This window comes from Flavobacterium sp. HNIBRBA15423 (assembly GCF_052655965.1).
Genome location: NZ_CP199751.1, coordinates 1868665 through 1890293, shown reverse-complemented (window position 1 = coordinate 1890293; position 21629 = coordinate 1868665). Strand labels below are relative to the sequence as shown.

The following is a 21629-nucleotide window of genomic DNA, read 5'->3' as shown; positions in this document are numbered from 1 at the left end:
TAACCAAAGAGTGCTGTGGTAAATAGTTCCTTCGATTCCAACAAAGACAAACTTTTTACATTTTTTGCCTCTTTATTTATTAAATGAAAAATCCCAAAGACACCTAATGCTTCTCTTTTAGCCCAGATAGTAGCAAGTATCCTTTTTGTTATAAACAAAAAGATACTGCGAATAGCGGGAAAATGGATAACATAGAAGCCATTTATTTCGCTTTAAATAAAAATCTTCTTCATTAAAAGTATAGTTCAACCGACTAATAACCTTGCTTCAATTCTTCCAAAACTTCTTCATCATTACCAATAATTTTAAAATTTACTTGTTTCATTTTAAAATCAAAAGTTAATGTACCAAAGCTTTTTGCTGTTACTATTTCTCCCACACGAAACGGATTAGGTTCACCAGAAAAATTAGTACTAGAGTGGGTGAGTCCACTACTTGTAAAATCGATTAATGGATAAGATAAACCGTTAACTTCTTTTCTTGAGAATTCCGAAATATGTCTATCACCTGATAAAAGAATAATTCCTTTGGCTTTTGAATCTACTAACAATCGTTCTAATTTATCTACTTCATGAGGGAAATTGCCCCAAGTTTCATAACCGTGTTCGTTTGAAAGTACTTGAATACTACTAATAATAATATTAAAATCGGCAGTACTGGTTTTTAGTTGGTTCTCTAACCATTTCCATTGGGTTACCCCTAGAATTGTACCTTCACCATAAGTATTAGGTTTGAATCTTTTTTTGGTTTGAGTATCCGTAGTAAGTGCTGTTCTAAAATAACGAGTATCAAGTACGATAATTTTTATAGTACTTTCAGAAATCGAATATTCATGAACGGTATAAATACCTTCTTGTTGTCTTCTAGGACTGTCATTGGGAACACCCATAAAATCTAAAAACGCTTGCTGACTCTCTTTTTTGGCTGTAAATTCTTCACCACCATCATTTATTCCATAGTCATGATCGTCCCAAGTGCCAATTATAGGAACGGTTGCTTTCAAATTTTGATAGCCTTTTACAGTATTTTGTTCAGCATATATTTTTTGGAGCGTTTTCATATTATCAGTATCTGCATATACAATATCACCTCCCCAAATCCACACATTGGGTTTTGTTTTAGCAATATCATCCCATAAAAGATTTTCTACATTATGTCTGTTGCACGAACCAAAAGCAATTGTAAAATCGGATTGTTTTTCCTTTTCTATGTCTTGTGCATATATTGAAAAACTTTGTAATAAAAGTAGAAAATACAATAATTGAAGAAAGGGTTTCATTTTTTATATGTTTTTTGCATAACAAAAATAGGGTTTTACAATGTAGCTATATGTTATGAAATAGTAATTTTATGACTTCCGACGAACTTTTAGAATTAAAAAATAAATTCAATATATAAATAAAGTGAAGTCTTTATATTTGTCTAATACAATTTCTAATTTATATTTAAGTGAAAAAATATATAACTCTATTATTAATCGCTTTTTCATTATTAACTTTTGGACAAGTACAATCAAAATTTGTATTTGGTAAAAAATTTAATTCTGTTTTTCAAGATTTAAAAAATGGAAGCTTTAAAGGAACAATTAATGGTGTTTTACTATTATCAAATGATAAAAAAGATATTATTTTAGATTTTCAAGGAAGTGAAGTAGTATTAAATATTGAAGAAGCTATTGAGGAAATATATGATGTGAGTACTAAATCTTATCATGGAAAAACTACTAGTGGAAAAACTGAAATTATTTATCAAACTTATGCAGGAGCAAATGGATTACAAATTCAATTTAATAATCAATGGTTTACTTTATCAGGTTTAGATGGAGCTTCTGATTCTGTAATTAATGGTTTAGATTATATTTATAAAACTGAGAAAGATTATGAGTATTTAATTTTACATTTCGATAAAACTGTAGAATTATCAAATTATGCTTACTTATTAGGTCTAGAAAAATCTACTATTTCTAAAGAAAAATATAAATTACTCCAAGAGAAAACAAAAATTCTTAAAGTGCTTCCAAATTCAACTTTAGTTTTTGTAATTAAAAGAAATTAACCTACGCAAAATAATTACGCATCACCACACCATCTTTGTATCGGCAGTTAACCAACAAATGTTAGAAATTCCATATAAAACCTTAAATGCAGAAAATTATTTAATGAAATTGTTATTGTTAAAACGAATTAATAACGAAGAAATAGAGAAAACATTAGACCCAAGATTATAATTAATTATTGCACAGAGACACACAAAGAAACTCAGAGTAATGCAAAGGAAATTAAACTTAGAGAATCTTTGTGAAAATACTTTGTGAAACGCTGTGTAATAAAATAAAAATATAAAAATGAGAAAAACACCAAAATTAACACTCCTAATAGGTTGTCCAGCATCTGGAAAAAGTACGTATGCCGAATGGCTTGTAAAATCTGAACCAAAAACATTTAGAGTAAGTCGTGATGAAATTCGTTTTTCACAATTTCAGGAAAAACTAGAAGATAATGCTGAAAAAATAATCTCTAAAATGGTTCACGAACAAGTAAAAACCCTATTGTCTAGTGGTTGGAATGTTATTTTGGATAATTGTCATACCAAAAAAGACTACATTAAAACTGCAATAAAAGAGTATAACGATTTAGCCAATATCGAATTCAAATTGTTTGATGTTCCTTTAGAAGAACTGTTAGAACGTAATGCAAAACGTGCACGAATAGTGCCAAAACCAGTTATTGAAACCATGTTCAAACAGTTAGAACATTTGAAAGAACATTTTGACTTTGAACCCATAAAAAAAATAAGAAGAAAAGATTTAGAATACGGAGAGCAAGATGCCACTTTACCTAAAGCTTTAATTTGCGATTTAGATGGTACATTAGCCTTAATGAATGGTAGAAACCCTTTTGATGCAAGCAAATGTGATGAAGATTTGTTAAACGAACCAGTGGCAAATGTTTTGAAAAACTATAAAAACATAGGATATACTATTATTTTGTTATCTGGAAGAGAAGACAAATACAAAGAACCAACATTACGTTTTTTAGAAAAATACAATATCGAATATGATCATTTATTCATGCGAAAAAGCAAAGACAGCAGAAAAGACAATGTAATTAAAACTGAAATATTCGATACCGAAATAAGAAATAAGTATTTTATTGAATTTGTTCTAGACGATAGAAACCAAGTAGTAGATATGTGGAGAAATGAGTTAAAACTACCTTGTTTTCAAGTATATTATGGGAATTTTTAAATCTGATAGGTTTCTGAAACCTATCAGATTTTTCGTAAACAAATGTGTGAGTAACTAATTAGATCCCGAAGTGTTGAGACAGCATGACAAGTTTGTGGATGATTTTATTACGCAAAATAATTACGTACCTACATTTCATCTTTGCAGGGTAAAATAAAAAGAAATGAATATTACTTTACTAAACCAAATGATTGATCAAGGTTATATTAAGATGAACAAGCATCCTGAACAGGATTTATACATTTATAATTACACCCAAACCGTACAGTTTGAAAAATTTTGGAACGAAGTAACCTTAGCTTGTCGTGGTATTATTATGGATGCCAATCAAAATATTGTTGCGAGACCATTTTCTAAGTTTTTTAATTTGGGCGAACAAGAAGGTATTGAAATTCCAACTACTTCTTTTGAAGTCTATGACAAAATGGACGGTTCACTAGGTATTTTATATTGGATTGAAAATATTCCGTATATAGCAAGTCGTGGTTCATTTACAAGCCATCAAGCAATAAAAGCAACGGAATTATTACATTCGATTTATAAAAATATTTGGTCACAATTGGACAAAAGTAAAACCTATCTTTTTGAAATCATTTATCCAGAAAACCGAATTGTTTTAGATTATGGAACTACAGAATCTTTAGTTTTATTGGCAATAATTGATACTAAAACAGGTGTAGAATTACCATTGGAAGACATTGGTTTCCCACTAGTTGAAAAATACAACGGAATTAAAGATATTGAAACCTTAAAAAACTTGCAAAATGACAATAAAGAAGGTTTTGTTATCAAGTTTGAAAACGGTTTTCGATTGAAAGTAAAATTTGACGAATACGTTCGTTTGCATCGCATTATTACCCAATTAACCAGTATTGATATTTGGGAACATTTAAAGAATAAGGAACCTTTAGATATAATGCTCGAACATGTTCCTGACGAATTTTTCAATTGGGTAAAGAAAACCATCAAAGAACTAAACGTAGCTTTTCAAACTATTGAAGAACAATGTAAATCCAATTTTAAGAGATTAGCCACTCGAAAAGAAACTGCTTTTTATTTTATGAGCTGTGAAAATTCAGCCGTTTTGTTCTTAATGTTAGATAACAAAAGTTACGATAACGAAATTTGGAAAAGAATTCGTCCTACTTTTGAAAAACCATTTATGAATAGTGAAGAAACGTAACTAATTTTTTTGAATTATATTAAAATAGAAAAGCGTATTCACGTCACTTCGAGTTTTTCAAAATTTCTAATCTTGAAAAGTATCGAAAAGCCATTCCAAATGAATTTTAATTTTTAAAAGATGTCAAAACAAAGCAATAGAGGAAAAGAAGCTAAAGACGATTTCTTTTTTGGTTCACCCAAATTTAAAGAAATTATAAAAGAAGCCTTAATGGATATGAATTATCTATTGACCAGAGGTTATTCTGAGAAAAATGCCTTAGCAGTTGTAGGAACTCGTTATAAATTAGCTAGTCGCCAACAAAAAGCAGTGCAAGGCATGAGTGCTTCCAACGAACAATTAGCCATTCGTAAAAACAAAGAAGTTCCTTTGGACACATTGGAAAACAAAATCTTAATAATCGATGGTTTTAATATTCTAATTTTATTGGAAAGTATGTTGTCCAATGCCTATATTTTTAAAGGACAAGATGATTGTTATCGCGATTTATCTAGCGTTCATGGGAATTACAAAACCGTTAATCAAACAGATAAAGCAATTGATTTAGTACTACTTTTTTATAATGAAAGTAAATTGTACCAACTAGTCTGGATTTTCGACAAACCTGTTTCAAATAGCGGAAGAATTAAAGCAAAAATAGAAGCAAAAGCCAAAGAACAAAATGTAAATTGGAAAGTTATTTTAGAAGATAATGCAGATGAAGCTATTGTAAATACAAATGAAATCATTGCTTCTTCTGATGGAATTGTATTGGATAAAGCCGTTAATTGGTTTAATTTGGCAACCTATTTAATTGAAACAAAAATAGAAAGTAAAACAGTTTTTTAGCAGGACAATGATAACCCAAGAAAACCTATATAAAACACTATTAGAAGCAAAAGCCTTTATTTCAGAAACTTGGAAAAGTAAATACCATGCTTTTTTACAAGAAGAGATTTTATCTTTTTTTACAAGACAATTGTTTATTCAATTAAATTCAACTTCAAACGAAACCAAATTGCCTTATTTTGAAGAAGAAATGCAGCAAGACTATTCCGAAGCTTTAGCCCAATTTAAAAAGGTGTTTGCCAATGAAAATGAATTGGACATACCAAAAAAAGTCAGTCAACTACTTGAAGAACTTCCTTTTAAAGATCTGTTATTGCTTATGGGACAACGGATTACTTCTGCTAGTGTACAAGATGAACAAGCCATTTTACCTTTGAAAAGCACCTTGCTAGAAAGTTGTTTTCAACCTTTAAATAAAGAGACAACAGTGGTAGTAAAAGCTTGGGAAAAACATGTAGGTCGTTATCCTGAAAGCATTTTTGAAACTTTAAATGGCAATCATAAAGAAAAAGAAAATAGTATAAAAAAGAAAATAGATTACATTATGGATAATCAAACCTGGTGGAATGTTTTTCATCATTACAAACACGGTTTAGTCTATGAAATTAGAATTGCAAACGGACAAGGCATGCGATGGAGTAGCGATGGAAAACAATTTATAGGTTTTTTGGAACAATTTTTATAAAAAAAACACAAACGTAAAATAGTTGCGTACTTCCTTCTAACATTTGTTGCAAATAAAACAAATGAAAAATCTTTACAACAAAGGTACATTTCGTGGCTATGAATATGCAAAACACTTACATCCTTTTGGTAAGAAATTAGGTAATAGAAAATGGCGTGCAACAGTAAGTACTATTATTAATGAACAACTTTCTTTGGAACAAAATAATATAGTTGATATAAGAAATCCTGCAATAAGAAAGAAAAGAAGAAAAACTATTAAAGTAAAAATAACCTATAAAGGTTATAATGATACACTTACTTCTGAATATAGAAGCTATAAATCTCATAAAGAATTAGAAGACTCTATTAAAAGAAATAAGGTTGTTAGAGTTTTATTTAAAACAAAAGAGAAAGACACCTGGAGCGAAAAAATTATATGAAAAACTGCATAGACATCGGAATTAACCTAACGAATAGGCAATTCCATAATGATATCGAATCTATCATTCAAAATGCTTTAGACAATGAGGTATCGCAAATGATACTTACAGGAACCAGTGTAAAAGGAAGCGAGGAAGCATTAAGAATCGCAAAAGAATATCCAAGTATTTTATACAGCACTGCTGGCATTCACCCACATGATGCAAAAAGTAGGGATAATCAAAGTATTGCTAAATTAAGAAAACTCTTAGAAAACAAACAAGTAGTAGCAGTAGGTGAGTGCGGACTCGATTTTGACCGTGACTTTTCTCCACGAGACCAACAAGAAGCATGTTATAAAGCCCAATTAGAATTGGCAATAGAAATACAAAAACCTCTTTTCTTACATGAAAGAGCGGCTTTTACTCGTTTTATGGTTATAACCAAAGCATATTTGCCACAATTACCAAAAGCTGTTGTACATTGTTTTACTGGAACTTTACAAGAAGCCAAAACTTATTTAGATAACGGGTTTTATCTAGGTTTCACAGGTGCTATAAGTGATGTTAAACGATTTGCTCATTTACAAGAAGTAGTAAATTATGTTCCCTTAGATCGATTACTAATTGAAACAGATGCTCCTTTTATGTTACCAAAAAACGTACCTAATGCAAATTTAGTTAAGTATCACGAACGTAGAAACGAACCTGCTTTTTTACCTTATGTAGCACAAAGCATTGCTACTTATAAAGGACTTTCACTTGAAGAAATAGCTCTTGAAACTACAAAAAGCACAAAAGATTTTTTCGGAATCTAATCATTAAAGAAATACTGAAAACATAAATGAGTTCCAAATTCTGTAGGAATAACTTCAAAACGACCTTCAATATTTTCCATTCTTAAAGAGATATTGGTTAAACCATTTCCTTTTTTTATAGTATCTGATAAACCAATTCCATCATCAATAACCGCTATTTTAAAATAATTTTCTGTTTGTTCAAATTGGACATCTATGTTTTTTGCCTGACTGTGTTTGTACACATTATGAACCGCTTCTTTAACCGCTAAAAAGAGATTTCTTCTAGCTTTTACTGGTAAATTGGTTTTCTTTTCTATTATAGTTGAATTCAACTGTAAATGAATGTCAGTTTTATCTAAAAATCGTTCTACATACACACTAGTATACTCTATAAAATTACCAATAGTATCATTTTGCGAATTCAAACTCCACAAAATTTCTCGCATAGCGAGATTCATGTCTTCAGAAGTTGAAACGATAGCATCTAAATCTTCTGCATATCCTTCTTCCTGAATTTTATGCTTTAAAAACTCCGCTTGCAACTTTATAGCCGAAATACCAGCACCCAAATCGTCATGCATATCTTGAGAAATACGTTCTCTTTCCAACTGAATCGCTTTTTGACGTTTTAATTTCTTTTGCAACAACTGGTTTTGGAATTCACTTTCCTTTATTTTAATTTCTTGTTGTTGTATTAATTGTCTTTTATTATAGATAAACACCATCATAATAATAAACACCACAAAAAGTAGCATCACAATGATTGCGATGATATATGTTTGTTTTATTTCTTGTGGAAGTTCGTTCATTTAATTCTCTTTATTGATTTTTTTTGATATTTCACTAAAGCAATGTAAAATAAAAAATACATAATCATATTGACTACAGAACCTATTTTTTTAAGAATTTCTAGAAAGAATTGATCTTCTTTGTCAAAAAAATACATAGGTGTAATTCTAAAGATTATATAAGTACTCCATAAAAGTAAAGCTGTTGCAATCCAAAAATTAGGATCATGAGTAATTTTATCTTCAACAGGAAGTTTTAGCTTTTGATAATACCATAATATAGCATTGAAAATATAAAATAATGCTAACAATATTCCTAAAATTGTTACAAATTGTGGACTTAAAAAATCAACATAAAAAGCTATATAAAGTAATAAAAAACAAGAGATTAGAAGTGTTGTTTTTTTTTGTGTTCCAATAAAGATTTTTGAAAAATAAAAACCAAAGAAAACAATACAAAATAGTGCATAAATATTGAAATAAATAGCATAATCCATTTGATTCAAATAGGTTTTTATTAATCCATAAACTTCTAAATAAAGAGTAACAATTAAATAAACCACTAAATAGTTTTGAGCTTGAAGGGAATACTTCAAACTCAAAACTATAGCTTTAAGTGTTGTTATAAACAAACAACTAATATATAAAAGCTGTAATATTTCCATATTTTAAGGATAAATGGTTCCGAAGTCGTAATACTCACCTTTGTCTTTTGAGCTTTTTTCTGCTCGTACGACAAGACTTAGTTTATTTTGATTATTTGATACTTTTACATTTTTTTCAAACTTAATCATTTTAAAATATAACTTTGAGTATTCATAATCAGACTGAAGTAAAAAGTGATAAATAAGAAATAAATAAAGATCTTTAAGCTTGTAGCTAATTACTTCTGTATTGTTAATTTCTTTATCATCAATTTTAGTTTTTGAATTAATAGTTGGAAGTAAGTTATTTTTATATTTTAAATGATGTTTTTTAAATTCAGTTTTTTTGATTTCTATAAGGTTTTTGTTCTCATCAATTTTTAAAAATGAATCATGTTCTCCAAAATCACAGTTTTGTTTAGAAGATATGGAAAAACAGATTGAAAATGAACCGTTATCAAGTTGTACAAAGTAGATTTTTAAATATTCTAATGTTTTCCTTATTTCAACTGGCGTATTTCTATTAGAATTAACTATCGTTTCAATAAAACTTTTTGAATTAATAGAAAAGTCTTTGTTTATTTCATCAATTTTCAAATTGACTAAGTCCTCATTTCTTGACTCAACTTGTTCATATGGCATAATATCAAAGAATTTATCTATTGATAATATGAATTTGTTCAATAATGCTTTGTCTTTTCCTTTTTCTTGTAATTCTTTTGCTTCCATAATTTCTAATTTTTGTTGTTAAACTTATTAATTGCTTCAATTTTGTTGCTTACTTGTAACTTCCTATAGATGTTGCCAATGTGCTTTTTTATAGTGTCAATTGTGACACACTTTTTATCAGCAATTTCTTTGTAGAGCAGTCCTTGTGCTAGCAATTCTAGGACTTCTTTTTCGGTTACGGTAAGTAACGCTAAACTTTGTACTTGTACTTTCGATTCTTGAAAATGTTGTAAAACACGTTTGGCAATTGTAAAACTCATGGGTGCACCTCCTTTATAAGCTTCTTGTATGGCTTGTATAATTTTATCCATCGGCTCTCCTTTTACGAGATAGCCACTAGCACCTGCGCGCAAAGCTGAAAATATTTTCTCATCATCTTCAAAACTCGTACACATTACAAACGTGGTATTTGGCATCGTTTCTGTTAATTGAAACACAAGGTCAATACCTGAAAGATCTTGTAATTGAATGTCCATTAAAACCACGTCTGGTTCTAAATCTTCTAATTCTTGCAAAGCAGTTTTACCATTATAAAACTGAGCTACACATGCCATATCTTCTTGAAAATCGATGATCTTTTTCAGAGCTTGGTTGTAGTTTTTATCATCTTCTACTATGGCAACGGTAATTTTCATGGTGTTACATTTTCATTACAAAGTTGGGCAATAAAAAAATCTGGCACAATTACCCTTTCGGGTGATATTTTAAAATTACATTAAATATACAAATCTTATTTAGAAAAAAACTTACAAAAAAAAAAGATTCATTCCTTTTAGTAAAATATCACCCAAAAGGGTAATTGATTGGTATAGTGTTGTGTAGATACCTTTGAACCAATAACTAATACAATAGATATCATGATAGCAAAAAGGGACTTTAATGCAGTAGTAATGCAATTTCCCAACATAATTAACTCCTACTAAAGCTCCTCTTGTAAGAGCTATAGAAAGTTTTCTATGAAACAAATATCAAAGTAATCATCAAGTATAACAGGTTAGTATAAATAGTAATCAACTAAAATTTATAAATATGATATTCGAAGAACAAATCAAAAAATTAGTTGCCGAGTTTGAGGCAAAAAGCAAAGAAGTGGCAAAGCAATTAAATACTTATGCTGACGAAATTGAGAAAAATGGAGAAGTGCTACAAGATAATGGAACGTTATTCAGCATCAAAAATGATGAATATACATATAATTTTGAATGGAAAGAAGTTTCTTTTCATGTGCCGATACCTGAAATTGGAAAAAATCAACAACGTGTTGTTTTAAAACTTCCAGAAGTCACAATGGAAAACCGAGAAATCATTTTTGATGTACCAACTACACGCATGGTAGATAAAAAGATTGGTGAAAAACCAGAAACGACTTGTGGTTGGAAAATAACTAAAGTTGGACTTGGAATTAAAACTAGGACTTGGCAATGCACTACAAAATGGACACCGATTATTACTGCAATTCCTGAAGTTGTAATGAAAGAACATAAAATAATAACTAAAATTCCAAAAATAGTTTTTAAAGATAAAGAACTTATTTATGATATGCCAAGCATAACAATTAGAATGAAATTAGTAAAATTTAATTGTTTAGTAATTACAAGTGTAAATTATGATGGGGAAGAGGAAGCTATAGAAACAACATCTAAAAAAATTGAGTCAAAACAAGCAGAATTAAATGCGCTTTCCTCAAGTTTCGAGAACCAACTTGAATCATTAACCATACAGATGATAAATGAAGAGTTCGATACAGTAGAATTAAAAGTTAGAGAACAATTTGAACCAATAACTTCTGATTACGAAAAATCTATTGTGGAATGTAAAAATACCATTAGAGATTTGAAAAATAATAATGCAGTCGATGCCTTAAAAGTGGAAGAAAATAAACTTAATGACTTGATTTCTAAATTGAAAAAAGCTCTTGAACCGATGGAAAAGATTTTGTCTGATTTATTGCAGGATAGACTTAATGCGATTAAAGAAGTTGAAAGCAAATAAACAAGTAGCCTAACGATTCTATAAGTAATTACTAGTTTGTGACCAATCTGAAAATCTACTCGGATTTTCAGATTGGTACATACTTACCTATAAAGTTAAATACAAAATTTTGCAACTACTCTTAGCCTAGATCGATGATTTTAAATTTAGTATTAATGGAAATATGTACAAAAAATAATAAAAAAATAAAACATAGAATCTATTTATCTTTAACCGATTATGAGATTGAAACACTAAGTCAATCCCAGAAAGATTTTGTAATTGAATATCCATTAAAACCACGTCTGGATCTAAAGTCTCTAATTCTTGCAAAGGGGGTTTAGCATTATAAAACTGAGCCACACATTCCATATCTTCTTAAAAATCGATGATCTTCTTCAAAGCTTGGTTGTAGTTTTTATCGTCTTCTACTATGGCAATTCTAATTTTCATGTTGTTTTATTTTTTAGGACAAAGTTGGGCAATAAATAATCTGTTCATAATTACCCTTTTGTGTGATATCCAAAAATAATATTCAAAACTTTCCAAAAATAATGATTTTAACAGTTACAAAATATCACCCGAAAGGGTAATTGATTGGTATAGTGCTGTATAGATACCTTTGGAACATCAACCAATACAATAATATCATGATAACAACAGCAATTAAAGAAAAATGTCATTCATTGAAATTTAATGAAAAAGAACAAAAAGAGTTATTAATTAAAAATTCATATACACTGCGAAAGTTAATAGGAGTATTAGGAATTTTATTACCCATTTTATTGCCATTACTTTTACTCTTTACTGATGGATTCAAAGAAGTATTACCATCTATAAGTCATTATTATTATACAAAATCAGGCCCGTTGTTTATTGCAATAATGTCTTTATTAGCTATTTTCTTTATAATATATAAAGAAAAATGTACAGACTTTATTATTTCATCAATTACTGGAATGGCTGCATTAATTGTTGTTCTACTACCAACAGATAGTTTGTTACAAGGATGTTTAAATATTTCGGAAAATCACATAGTTACTATTTTAGAAAAAAATCCTACTAGAGAAGCCTTTCATTATATATCAGCAGCAATTTTCTTATTGTCGTTAGCCTATATGTCATTATTTCGCTTTACAAAAACTAGTGAAGGGTATGAAAAAGCTGAAAAACAAATAAAATTCAGACATAAATTATACAGAACCCTTGGAGTGATAATGCTTCTGTCTATATTAATTATCTTTTTAGGAAGCGACTATTTTAATAAAATTGTTCCTAATTCATTTCATGACTTTCACAAAACCCATCATCTTACTTTTTGGCTAGAAACTATTGCTGTGGAATGCTTTGGTGTTTCATGGCTCATAAAAGGAGGAGAATTCAAATTTAAAAAATAACATTAAAAACTAAAACATCATGAAAACAACAACATTTATACTTTATTTTTTATTCTTTGGAATTATTGGCTATAGCCAAGTAGAAACAAAAATAATAACAGTCGATTTGAGTAAACCACATAAAAAGAGTATTACAATTTATACAGATTCATTATATACTGCATTAGATTATAGTAAATGGCTTTCTGTAAAATCTAAAGATATGATTGCCATTAAACTAATTAATGGAAATCCTTTAAAGTATTATTATAAAATTGATACCAAGAATATTTCTTTCTTTAATGAGGAAGCAAAGGTTAAAGAAGCGATTGATGAAGCTATAGATGATTCAACTACTGATATAGCTGCTCTAAAACATATGCCAATTAAAATTGAAGATATTTTAGAATACAATTATAGTTTAAATAATAGTATTGATTATTTAAATATTGAAGTTGAAACTTCTTATGAAATTTTAAAACAAAAAAATGTATTGAAAGAAATAGACTTAAAAGAGAGAATTTTGTTTTTAAATGAGGCTAAAAAAAGTTACGGAATTAATCATGAACTAATTAATCATTTGGAGAAATTTAAAGGGAATAAAAAATATGCAGTAGTTCAAGAGAATTTGTTTAAAACCAAAGAAAAAGCAGAAAAAAGTATTGAAAATATCATAAATAAATTTTACTCTATTAATTTTGACATTTATACTTTACCCATTGATATACAAGGAAAAAATATTGATGCGTTAGAATTTAAACTGCGTCGTTTTGATAAAGAAACAAAAGTAGAAGATACTGATTTTGCATCCACTCCTTATAATATATGGATTAAGAATGGTTTAAAAATTGACGTTAGTGCTGGATTGTTTTTTAGTTCACTCTATGACTACGAATTTGACAAAAGAGATGATTTAAGCATTCTTGGAAACAAAATTATAACCTTAAAAAATAAAGGAGAATATGATTTGGCATTTGGTTCTATGATTAATACTTATGTACGTATGAATTCTTGGGTGGTACCAACAATTAATTTTGGTGCTGCATTAACTAAAAACGAAAAATTACAAGTGCTTTTTGGCGGTGGACTTATATTAGGAAAGCAAGAACGTATTATTTTTACAGCAGGTATTTCTATGGGAAAAGTAGAAAGAATTGCAGATGGGTATCAAGTTGGCGGTTCCTATAATCTAGGAGATTCTGGAACTATTCCTACACAAAGTGAATTTAAATTTGGTAAATTTTTCGGGATAACCTACAATTTATCTAAGGTTAAGAAAATAAGTTTGGATAAAGGAATAGAATAAACATTCCATTATTATTAATCACAAAAACCACTCCTACGTAAAATAATTACGTAGGAGTAGTTTTATTTTGTACCATAATCTAATAGTCAAAGTATTGCTTTGAAAACGTAGGATAATCTTCACTTTCAAAACAATAAATAATTAAATAATGAATATCAAAATTCAAAAACTATTAGAAGGAGAAACCATTGTTTCTCGAGAAGCGGGTAATAGCATGTTACCTATTTTAAAGTCCAAGCAAGCCGTTCGATTGGCTCCTGTAACATGGGAAGAATGCAATGTGGGTGATATAGTGTATTGTAAAGTAAGAGGCAACGTTTATACGCATTTAGTAAAAGCAAAAAACGAAAGAAGAGGGTTACAAATAGGCAACAATCACGGACATATAAACGGCTGGACCAAGCAAGTATACGGAAAAGTAATTGAGATTCTCAAGGACTAGCAGTATGCTTTTTTTAGTTATTAGTTGTCTGTTGTGGGTTGTGTGTTATGAGTTGGATGTTTTATTACATTTTTAAGTAGTTTGGTACGATATTCGTTTGGGTTTTGTTCGGGAAAGCTTCGGAAAGGGGTACCACAACCCCGAACAAAGCCCTTACAAAACCCTTACAAAGGAGTACCAAAATTAGGATGGATTTCCTAAAAGCAGATTAACATTAAAAAGGAAAACAATGGCCATTATAAAAACACCAGGAGATTACCCTAAACGCATTGGAAATTATGTGATTTATATCTCAAGAGAACAAATCATTCTTAGAACCATCAGTGGGTTTACTAGCAAAGCATTAAAGAAAAGTGCTAAATATAAAAAATGCCGACAAAACGCAAGTGAGTTTGGTAGATTGTCTGCTTTATGTAAAACCATACGGGTGGCTTTACAACCCATTTTGCCTAAAACCAATAATTTAGCAGTAGTAAATAGTTGTACCAAAATAATGCGAGAGGTCATGACATACGATACTATTTCTCAAAGAGGTAAGCGAACTTTGGAAGCGGGTTTGGTTACAACCGAAGGAAAATTACGCTTACAAAACTATCATTTTAATCCTCAAATAGCCTATGAGCTACCAGTTGTACTAACTAACGAGGTAACTTTAGAAACAACGGCTATCGTTTTTCCAAAACAATCTCAGTATATGGCAGCTTGTGTGCATTATTTGCATTGTAATTGGGAAACCAAAGACCACACGCTAATTGCTGCTGAAAAAGTGTTTTATAAAAAAAGAGAAGTACCTGAAAGAATAAGTTTGCCCTTACCAAAAGAAACAGAAGGCACAGGAACCATATTTACCCTTCTAGAACTAGAATTTTACAAACAAGTAAAAGGTAATTTTATACCCATGGAAAATGATAGTAGTAAAGTGGTGATGGTTTTGCAGGTGGAGTAGTTTTCTGTTGTCCGTTTTCTGTTCTAGGTTGTAGGTTGTCTTAGTTTGTGTTGATTGTTGTAGGTTTTAAGTGGTAGGTTTTAAGGAATGGTTTTTTAGTAGTTGCGAAATTATTACCCTCAATCTTGTCATGCTGTAAGCATCTCACAAGTAGCTCAAGAATACTTTATAGAGTTTCTAATGCGACCCTTATAAGGTGACAAGTTTCTGTGTACAAAGGCTGTTTCTTTTCACAATTCTTATCCACAATCCAATTACACACAAACTAAGACAACCTACAACCTACAACCTAGAACATACAGCATACAACATACTACATACTACAAAAAAACAAAAACAGGTAAAAATACCTATAACCACTAACCCGTTTTATTACTATATTTGAGAAACACGATTATGCAAGAAAAAATACTAGAAAAACTAAAAGAAATCGAACTTCAAAAAGGAGTAGAATTGTTATATGCTGTGGAAAGTGGAAGTAGAGCTTGGGGTTTTGCTTCTCCTGATAGCGATTATGACATAAGATTTATCTACAAACACGATTTAGACTACTACTTGTCACTTTGGGAAAAACCAGATACTATTGAGTTCATGACTGCCGATGATTTAGACGGTTCAGGTTGGGATTTACGGAAAACCGTAAGATTATTAGCCAAATCCAATGCATCTTTGCTAGAATGGATTTTCTCACCAGTAGTCTATTATGAAAACGAAGCATTTATGCAACAACTAAGAACATTAGCCAAAGACTGTTTTTCACCAGTGGCTTGTTTGCACCACTATTTAGGAACAACCAAGAATTTCATGACCGTTTGTGAACAAGAAGAAGTAAAACTAAAAAGCTATTTCTATGCCTTGCGAACCGCTTTAGCCGGAAAATGGATTATAGAAAACAACAGCTTTCCACCAGTAGCTTTCATGGAATTGTTGCCTATTGCACCCCAAAACATACAAGAAAAAGTAAAAGAACTAATGGAAATAAAAGCCAACCAAAACGAAACCTATTTACACCCAAAAGAGGAGCTAATAACGACTTTTTTACAGGAAACGGTAGTTTTTAACCAAGAGCATGCCAATGGCTTGGGAAGTGGGAAGAAGGTAAGTGAGGAATTGGATGGGGTTTTTAGGGATTTGATAATGAAACAGTAAATTATGTATATATCAGAATTAAAACTATGGAATTTTAGAAAATACGGTATAGGTTCAAATGATTTAGACCTTGAAAATCCACATTTAAATGTTCCGCTTGAAAAAGGAATGAATATTATAATCGGTCAGAATGACTCAGGTAAGTCAGCAATTCTTGATGCCATTAAATTAGTTTTGAAAACACACGCTTATGAATGGATAAAAGTTGAAAAGTCTGATTTTCATTCAAATACTGAAAAACTAAGAATTGAAATTCATTTTAAAGGAATAACAGATGATGAAGCAAAACATTTTATAGAATGGCTAGGTTGGGATAATGAAAAACAACCAAGATTAATTTTAATTTATCAAGCAGAATACAGAAATAATCGAATTCTTCCTTCTGATGTTAAAGCTGGAATGGATGGAACAGGTTTCCTTTTAAACGCTGAAGCACGAGAATATTTAAAATGTACTTATTTAAAAGCTTTGCGAGATGCTGATAGCGAATTAATGGCAAAAAAAAACTCTCGACTTTCTCAAATTTTACAAGAACATAAATTATTTAAAAAGAAAAAAGGTGACACAAGTAAACATCAAATAGAACAAATTTTTGAAGAAGCAAATGGTTTAATTAAAAATTATTTTAACGAAGATATTGAAAAAATTGAAGGTCAAAAAAGTAATAAAAAACAAATAGCTGGTCCTATTAATGAATTTTTGAAAGATTTTATTGATGATGATTATCTCTCTAAATTTGATATTGCTAAAGCAGAAATAAAAAATATTCTTGAAAAAATTTCTTTAGGAATTGAAGAAAGAGACAATTTAGGTTTAGGTACAATGAACCGATTGTTTATGGCTGCTGAGTTATTACACTTAAAAAAAGAAAAATATGATGGCTTGAAGTTATGTATGGTTGAAGAATTAGAAGCGCACTTGCATCCACAAGCTCAAATGAAAATTATTGAAACGTTAGATAGAGAAGCAAACACTGGTATTCAATTTATACTTACAACACATAGTTCGAATATAGCATCAAAAGTAGATTTAAAGTCTTTAATAATTTGTAAAAATAATAATGTTTTTCCTTTAGGTGAAGATTATACTTATTTAGGTGAAAAAACGAAAGAAAGCAAATATGAAAATAGTTATAAGTATCTTAAAAGGTTTTTAGATGTAACAAAATCAAATCTATTTTTTGCAAAAGGGGTAATTTTAGTTGAAGGCTGGTCAGAAGAAATATTAATACCTGAAATTGCAAAAAAAATAAATTGTGATTTAACAAAAAAAGAAGTTTCGATTGTTAATGTAGGTTCTACTGCATATCTCGATTTTGCAAAAGTATTTTTGAGAAAAGAGAATGAAAATGTGTTGAAAGTTCCTGTTTCAATTGTAACAGATTTGGATATAAGAGAATATGAAAGAGAGGCTGTCATTGAAAATGGTAAACAGAAGAAAAGTAAAGATAAAAAACAGTATACGTATATAAATCAAGATGTTATCAATCACGATAAATTAGTAAAAGAAAAAGAAAATCAGATTTTAGATAAACAAAGTGATTATGTCAAACCTTTTGTTTCAAAACAATGGACTTTTGAATGGTGTTTATTAAAGTCTAAAACCTTAGGAGACTCTTTTAAAGAAGTTTTACAAATAGTTCATAAAAACACTTTTAATGTCACTGCTTCTGAGGATGATTGGGAAAAAGGATTAGCTAAATTACTTTTAAGTAAAAACCTTAATAAGACGGAATTATCTTATGCGCTAAGTGAGAATATTAAAAATGTTAATACTTTAGATTTCAGCGCAGATGATACTTTTTACTACATAGTTGATGCCATAAAACACGCTTGTAAAAATGGAAATTGAGAAATATATACCTCAAGCGGAAAAAATCTTTTTAGTTGATGGAACTTTTAAAGATGATAGAAATGAGAGAATTGATTTTATCAAAAATTTTGAAACTTGTGATTTATTGGCAGTTCCTGGAAGTGGAAAAACTACTGCTTTAATTGCAAAATTATATTGTATTGCTCAAAATATGCCATTTGAAGATGGTTCAGGAATTTTGGTTTTAGCTCATACAAATAGTGCTGTTGACGAGATAGAAAAGAAATTAAAAAAACATTGTCCTCAACTTTTTGAATATCCCAATTTTGTTGGAACTATTCAGAGTTTTGTCAATAAGTATTTAGCTATTCCTAACTACATATCTCATTATAAACAAAAACCAATAACTTTTGATGTTGAAAGATATGAATACCAAATAAATAAATTTTACCTTAATACTCAAAATTATAATTTAAAGAATTGGTTGGATAAAAAGAAGGATCCAATAAAGTTCTTAATCAATATAAGATTTGATAAAGATTATAATCTAATTAGTGGGTTGAATTCAAGCAAAGAAGATTTTGCATTGAAGGACCAATCAAAACCAACTTATGCAGGTTTAAAATCTTTTAAAGAAAACTTAATAAAAAATGGTTACCTACATTTTGATGATGGTTACTTTCTTGCGAATAAATATTTATTAAAATTTGAAATAATAAAATTAATTCTTCAAAATCGTTTTAAATATGTTTTCATAGACGAAATGCAAGATTTAGAAGAATTTCAAATAAAAATAATTGATCATATTTTTTTTACAAACAAGTCTACAACTGTAATTCAAAGGCTTGGTGACAAAAATCAATCAATATATAATACAGTAAAAGAAAAATGTGATTGGGAAACTCGTCAAGAATTTGATTCACAAAAATATATAGATTTAAGTTTTCAAAACTCTTTGCGATTGAATTCAAATACGGCCAAACTTGTAGATAAATTAGTATTGGAAAGACCAAAAGATTATAAAGTTGTTGGGAAATTCGAGGAGTCAGATTTAAAGCCTCATTTAATTGTCATTAATAGAGAAACAACTGGAGAACAAATAAAAAATAAATTTATTGAATTAATCATAAAATATAATCTACATCAATATGACAAAAATATAAAAAGTGGTTTTAAAATCATTAGCTGGATAACGGAAAAAGAAGAAGATAATAATGAAATTTATTTGCAAAAATTGTTCTCTAATTATTCAAAGAAGTCCTATTCTCCTAAAGAAGATTATACATGTTTGAAAGATTATTTATATTATTATGATAAGGAAAAGAAAACTTTAGAATCTATTAGGAAATCTATTCTGAATAGTTTTGTAAGGATTTTAGATTTAGAGGATATAAAGAATAATAAAGGAATAAGGTATCGAAAATCTACTTTAATGCAATTTATTAAAAATCAAAGTGAAGATTTTTACAATGATTTTAAAGCTAAATTATATTCGTGGTGTTTTAGAATTGTGGTTCATCAACAAAATGAAGAAGTTTATACTGAAATAGTATTTTTTATAAATAGTAATGATTTTATTGGTTTAAATTGGTACAATTTAGAAGATTATGTTTCAAAGTCCATTTCAAAATCAAATGATTTTATAAAATCAGATAATTTTGAATTAAGACAAAATAAAGTAGAAGATTCAAAAGAAAATGATTTTATAAAAATTGATTTAGCATCTGTTCATGCTGTAAAAGGGCAAACCCATTGTGCTACAATGTATATAGAAACAGCTTATCAAAGGCCTATATATGAAACTCAAAAAATCATAAAATTAAAAGGTAAAGATAAATCCAATCCTCTATTACTTGAGGAGCATAAATGTAATGGGGCGTATGATAGACAAGCTCTTAAAATGATGTATGTTGGCTTTTCAAGACCAACACATCTATTATGTTTTGTAGCTTTAGAAGAAAATGTTAAAGATTACCTAGATAGTTTGTGTCATAAAAAGGGAGGAATTTGGGTAATTCAGAATGATTTAATACAAAAAATTAATTAAGATTATGATTATTGAAAAATTTTGTAGCCGTCTACCTAGAGAAATCTCAAACCCGATGTATAATGAATACTATAATAGGTTGAAAGAAATTAATTTTATACTAGAAAACCGAGATGCTTATAAACATCTTATTCAATATAGAAAGTCAATAGAATTAATTTTATCATTATCAATATTTTATAAAAGAGTTATTGCAAATATGGAAGCGGCTACCAAGTTTGCAGGCACAGTATTTAATAATAGTCCAGCAACTGCAATAAAAATTGGTAAGTATAATTTAACTGGCACTGAAAAAAATAGAATTTTAGCAATTGTAAATAATTATAAGCAAATGGCTGAAAATTATAAATTAACTATAGACATTCTTTCAACAGTTGAAACAAAGGATTTATTAAGAAAAATAAAAAATCTTAAATATCAATTAGACAAAAATGAAGACAAAAACGATATAGATGGCTAATCCTTTTAAAAAAGTTGAAGATTTTGAAGAAGAAATAAATGATTTCCTAAAAAGAAATAAAACATTTATTTCAAATCAGGGAAAAAGAATAAGTGACTACTTTGAAATGAGTTGTTATAATTATATTGTTAAATTTTATCAAAATGAAGGATTCAAATTAGAAGTAAAGAATCTAATTGCTAAAAAATTTAAATATAAACTTTCTCCAAGTGGTTATCCTGAAAACTTTTCGTTTTTTGAAATAAGATTAATTAATATAGTTGAAGGTCAAGACAAGGAAGTATGTTTTGAAATACATCACAATTTAACTGTTCAATCAGGATATCAACATGACATATATTTAACTCCTGATATTTCGGTCATAAATAAGGATACCATAGTTGTAGACAAAGACCATTATTTGGTAGAGAATTCAACAAAAAAGTTTTGTTATGTTGAGAATATTAATCTTCAAACATTTTGTGAAGTAAAAAATTTCAATCCTTTTCCTGAGCTTTTATTTAACTTTGTAGGGTTGTATAATGAACTAAAAAAAGAAGTTTTAGAAAACAATTCTCAAAGAGAATTTCCACATCATTTAGCTCCATCCTTAATGATTTCAGGGAAAGGAAATGTTCATTCAGAAAGAATTAAAAAAAGCTTAGAAAGCAGATATAAAATTAATTTATTATATGATCTATTTGATCATGGTTTAAGAAGTTTTTCTAAATATAATTCCAAATATTTAAAACAAGTTGCATCATTAAATCCAAAAATGTTCGAATTAGTTACTCTTGATGAAATAATTAATGAAGAAGATTTGCCTTTTTAAAATAT

Annotated in this window: 22 protein-coding genes; 17 read left to right on the top strand and 5 right to left on the bottom strand. The window is 28.9% G+C overall.

Features of this window, described 5'->3' with window-relative positions; genetic code table 11:
- Positions 1–253: 253 nt before the first annotated feature.
- A complete protein-coding gene (locus ACULEV_RS08500; protein WP_445458241.1) occupies positions 254–1279 on the bottom strand; it encodes an alkaline phosphatase D family protein in 1026 nt (341 codons plus the stop codon).
- A 170-nt stretch (positions 1280–1449) separates the two neighbouring features.
- Between ACULEV_RS08500 and ACULEV_RS08495 the strand changes: the two genes are divergently transcribed.
- From ACULEV_RS08495 to ACULEV_RS08465, 7 genes are all read left to right on the top strand, one after another.
- A complete protein-coding gene (locus ACULEV_RS08495; protein ID WP_445458240.1) occupies positions 1450–2055 on the top strand; it encodes a hypothetical protein in 606 nt (201 codons plus the stop codon).
- A 289-nt stretch (positions 2056–2344) separates the two neighbouring features.
- On the top strand, positions 2345–3247 hold the full coding sequence (locus ACULEV_RS08490; protein WP_445458239.1) for a phosphatase domain-containing protein: 903 nt from the start codon (positions 2345–2347) through the stop codon (positions 3245–3247).
- Positions 3248–3410: 163 nt separating this feature from the next.
- Positions 3411–4430: an RNA ligase gene (locus tag ACULEV_RS08485; protein WP_445458238.1), complete on the top strand. Its 1020-nt coding sequence runs from the start codon at positions 3411–3413 to the stop codon at positions 4428–4430.
- A 120-nt stretch (positions 4431–4550) separates the two neighbouring features.
- Positions 4551–5258 carry a DUF434 domain-containing protein gene (locus ACULEV_RS08480; RefSeq protein ID WP_445458237.1) on the top strand — a complete coding sequence of 236 codons (708 nt, stop codon included), beginning with the start codon at positions 4551–4553 and terminating at the stop codon, positions 5256–5258.
- 7 nt (positions 5259–5265) lie between these two features.
- The gene (locus tag ACULEV_RS08475) at positions 5266–5943 is read left to right on the top strand and encodes a hypothetical protein (RefSeq protein ID WP_445458236.1); all 678 of its coding nucleotides are present in this window, start codon (positions 5266–5268) and stop codon (positions 5941–5943) included.
- Between the two features lie 61 nt (positions 5944–6004).
- Positions 6005–6364: a hypothetical protein gene (locus ACULEV_RS08470; RefSeq protein ID WP_445458235.1), complete on the top strand. Its 360-nt coding sequence runs from the start codon at positions 6005–6007 to the stop codon at positions 6362–6364.
- Complete coding sequence (locus ACULEV_RS08465; protein WP_445458234.1) at positions 6361–7161, top strand: TatD family hydrolase; 801 nt, start codon at positions 6361–6363, stop codon at positions 7159–7161. The genes ACULEV_RS08470 and ACULEV_RS08465 overlap by 4 nt, the downstream gene beginning before the upstream one ends.
- Here ACULEV_RS08465 and ACULEV_RS08460 read toward each other — a convergent pair.
- From ACULEV_RS08460 to ACULEV_RS08445, 4 genes are read right to left on the bottom strand one after another with little or no spacing between them, the layout of a single operon-like run.
- The gene (locus tag ACULEV_RS08460; RefSeq protein ID WP_445458233.1) at positions 7158–7952 is read right to left on the bottom strand and encodes a sensor histidine kinase; all 795 of its coding nucleotides are present in this window, start codon (positions 7950–7952) and stop codon (positions 7158–7160) included. The two genes, ACULEV_RS08465 and ACULEV_RS08460, sit on opposite strands and share 4 nt — an antisense overlap.
- Positions 7949–8596: a hypothetical protein gene (locus ACULEV_RS08455; RefSeq protein ID WP_445458232.1), complete on the bottom strand. Its 648-nt coding sequence runs from the start codon at positions 8594–8596 to the stop codon at positions 7949–7951. Before ACULEV_RS08455 ends, ACULEV_RS08460 begins: the two co-directional genes overlap by 4 nt.
- Before the next feature lie 3 nt (positions 8597–8599).
- The gene (locus tag ACULEV_RS08450; RefSeq protein ID WP_445458231.1) at positions 8600–9304 is read right to left on the bottom strand and encodes a hypothetical protein; all 705 of its coding nucleotides are present in this window, start codon (positions 9302–9304) and stop codon (positions 8600–8602) included.
- A gap of 5 nt (positions 9305–9309) precedes the next feature.
- Entirely contained in the window at positions 9310–9939 is a 630-nt protein-coding gene (locus tag ACULEV_RS08445) for a response regulator transcription factor (RefSeq protein ID WP_445458230.1), read from the bottom strand.
- A 394-nt stretch (positions 9940–10333) separates the two neighbouring features.
- On the opposite strand from ACULEV_RS08445, the gene ACULEV_RS08440 reads away from it, so the two are divergent.
- The 10 genes from ACULEV_RS08440 to ACULEV_RS08395 all read left to right on the top strand — a co-directional run bounded on the left by ACULEV_RS08440 (position 10334) and on the right by ACULEV_RS08395 (position 21624).
- A complete protein-coding gene (locus ACULEV_RS08440; protein ID WP_445458229.1) occupies positions 10334–11296 on the top strand; it encodes a hypothetical protein in 963 nt (320 codons plus the stop codon).
- Positions 11297–11925: 629 nt separating this feature from the next.
- Positions 11926–12672 (top strand): hypothetical protein, encoded by a 747-nt coding sequence (locus ACULEV_RS08435; RefSeq protein ID WP_445458228.1) that lies wholly within the window; start codon positions 11926–11928, stop codon positions 12670–12672.
- Between the two features lie 19 nt (positions 12673–12691).
- Positions 12692–13957, top strand: coding sequence for a hypothetical protein (locus tag ACULEV_RS08430; RefSeq protein ID WP_445458227.1), 1266 nt, complete (start codon positions 12692–12694; stop codon positions 13955–13957).
- Positions 13958–14105: 148 nt separating this feature from the next.
- Positions 14106–14399 carry a hypothetical protein gene (locus tag ACULEV_RS08425; protein WP_445458226.1) on the top strand — a complete coding sequence of 98 codons (294 nt, stop codon included), beginning with the start codon at positions 14106–14108 and terminating at the stop codon, positions 14397–14399.
- Between the two features lie 229 nt (positions 14400–14628).
- Complete coding sequence (locus tag ACULEV_RS08420) at positions 14629–15345, top strand: hypothetical protein (RefSeq protein WP_445458225.1); 717 nt, start codon at positions 14629–14631, stop codon at positions 15343–15345.
- Positions 15346–15741: 396 nt separating this feature from the next.
- Positions 15742–16494, top strand: a complete 753-nt coding sequence (locus ACULEV_RS08415) for a nucleotidyltransferase domain-containing protein (protein WP_445458224.1) — start codon at positions 15742–15744, stop codon at positions 16492–16494.
- 3 nt (positions 16495–16497) lie between these two features.
- Positions 16498–18345: an ATP-dependent nuclease gene (locus ACULEV_RS08410; RefSeq protein WP_445458223.1), complete on the top strand. Its 1848-nt coding sequence runs from the start codon at positions 16498–16500 to the stop codon at positions 18343–18345.
- Positions 18335–20353, top strand: coding sequence for a UvrD-helicase domain-containing protein (locus tag ACULEV_RS08405; RefSeq protein ID WP_445458222.1), 2019 nt, complete (start codon positions 18335–18337; stop codon positions 20351–20353). Before ACULEV_RS08410 ends, ACULEV_RS08405 begins: the two co-directional genes overlap by 11 nt.
- A 4-nt stretch (positions 20354–20357) precedes the next feature.
- On the top strand, positions 20358–20813 hold the full coding sequence (locus ACULEV_RS08400; protein ID WP_445458221.1) for a hypothetical protein: 456 nt from the start codon (positions 20358–20360) through the stop codon (positions 20811–20813).
- Positions 20806–21624 (top strand): hypothetical protein, encoded by an 819-nt coding sequence (locus ACULEV_RS08395; protein ID WP_445458220.1) that lies wholly within the window; start codon positions 20806–20808, stop codon positions 21622–21624. The genes ACULEV_RS08400 and ACULEV_RS08395 overlap by 8 nt, the downstream gene beginning before the upstream one ends.
- Positions 21625–21629: the final 5 nt, after the last annotated feature.

Coding starts and splice junctions, on each gene's coding strand:
- ACULEV_RS08455 (WP_445458232.1), bottom strand. CDS start 8,596: ATGGAAATATTACAGCTTTTATATATTAGTTGTTTGTTTATAACAACA.
- ACULEV_RS08485 (WP_445458238.1), top strand. CDS start 3,411: ATGAATATTACTTTACTAAACCAAATGATTGATCAAGGTTATATTAAG.
- ACULEV_RS08450 (WP_445458231.1), bottom strand. CDS start 9,304: ATGGAAGCAAAAGAATTACAAGAAAAAGGAAAAGACAAAGCATTATTG.
- ACULEV_RS08395 (WP_445458220.1), top strand. CDS start 20,806: ATGGCTAATCCTTTTAAAAAAGTTGAAGATTTTGAAGAAGAAATAAAT.
- ACULEV_RS08460 (WP_445458233.1), bottom strand. CDS start 7,952: ATGAACGAACTTCCACAAGAAATAAAACAAACATATATCATCGCAATC.
- ACULEV_RS08410 (WP_445458223.1), top strand. CDS start 16,498: ATGTATATATCAGAATTAAAACTATGGAATTTTAGAAAATACGGTATA.
- ACULEV_RS08425 (WP_445458226.1), top strand. CDS start 14,106: ATGAATATCAAAATTCAAAAACTATTAGAAGGAGAAACCATTGTTTCT.
- ACULEV_RS08435 (WP_445458228.1), top strand. CDS start 11,926: ATGATAACAACAGCAATTAAAGAAAAATGTCATTCATTGAAATTTAAT.
- ACULEV_RS08400 (WP_445458221.1), top strand. CDS start 20,358: ATGATTATTGAAAAATTTTGTAGCCGTCTACCTAGAGAAATCTCAAAC.
- ACULEV_RS08430 (WP_445458227.1), top strand. CDS start 12,692: ATGAAAACAACAACATTTATACTTTATTTTTTATTCTTTGGAATTATT.
- ACULEV_RS08480 (WP_445458237.1), top strand. CDS start 4,551: ATGTCAAAACAAAGCAATAGAGGAAAAGAAGCTAAAGACGATTTCTTT.
- ACULEV_RS08445 (WP_445458230.1), bottom strand. CDS start 9,939: ATGAAAATTACCGTTGCCATAGTAGAAGATGATAAAAACTACAACCAA.
- ACULEV_RS08490 (WP_445458239.1), top strand. CDS start 2,345: ATGAGAAAAACACCAAAATTAACACTCCTAATAGGTTGTCCAGCATCT.
- ACULEV_RS08405 (WP_445458222.1), top strand. CDS start 18,335: ATGGAAATTGAGAAATATATACCTCAAGCGGAAAAAATCTTTTTAGTT.
- ACULEV_RS08440 (WP_445458229.1), top strand. CDS start 10,334: ATGATATTCGAAGAACAAATCAAAAAATTAGTTGCCGAGTTTGAGGCA.
- ACULEV_RS08465 (WP_445458234.1), top strand. CDS start 6,361: ATGAAAAACTGCATAGACATCGGAATTAACCTAACGAATAGGCAATTC.
- ACULEV_RS08475 (WP_445458236.1), top strand. CDS start 5,266: ATGATAACCCAAGAAAACCTATATAAAACACTATTAGAAGCAAAAGCC.
- ACULEV_RS08420 (WP_445458225.1), top strand. CDS start 14,629: ATGGCCATTATAAAAACACCAGGAGATTACCCTAAACGCATTGGAAAT.
- ACULEV_RS08470 (WP_445458235.1), top strand. CDS start 6,005: ATGAAAAATCTTTACAACAAAGGTACATTTCGTGGCTATGAATATGCA.
- ACULEV_RS08415 (WP_445458224.1), top strand. CDS start 15,742: ATGCAAGAAAAAATACTAGAAAAACTAAAAGAAATCGAACTTCAAAAA.
- ACULEV_RS08500 (WP_445458241.1), bottom strand. CDS start 1,279: ATGAAACCCTTTCTTCAATTATTGTATTTTCTACTTTTATTACAAAGT.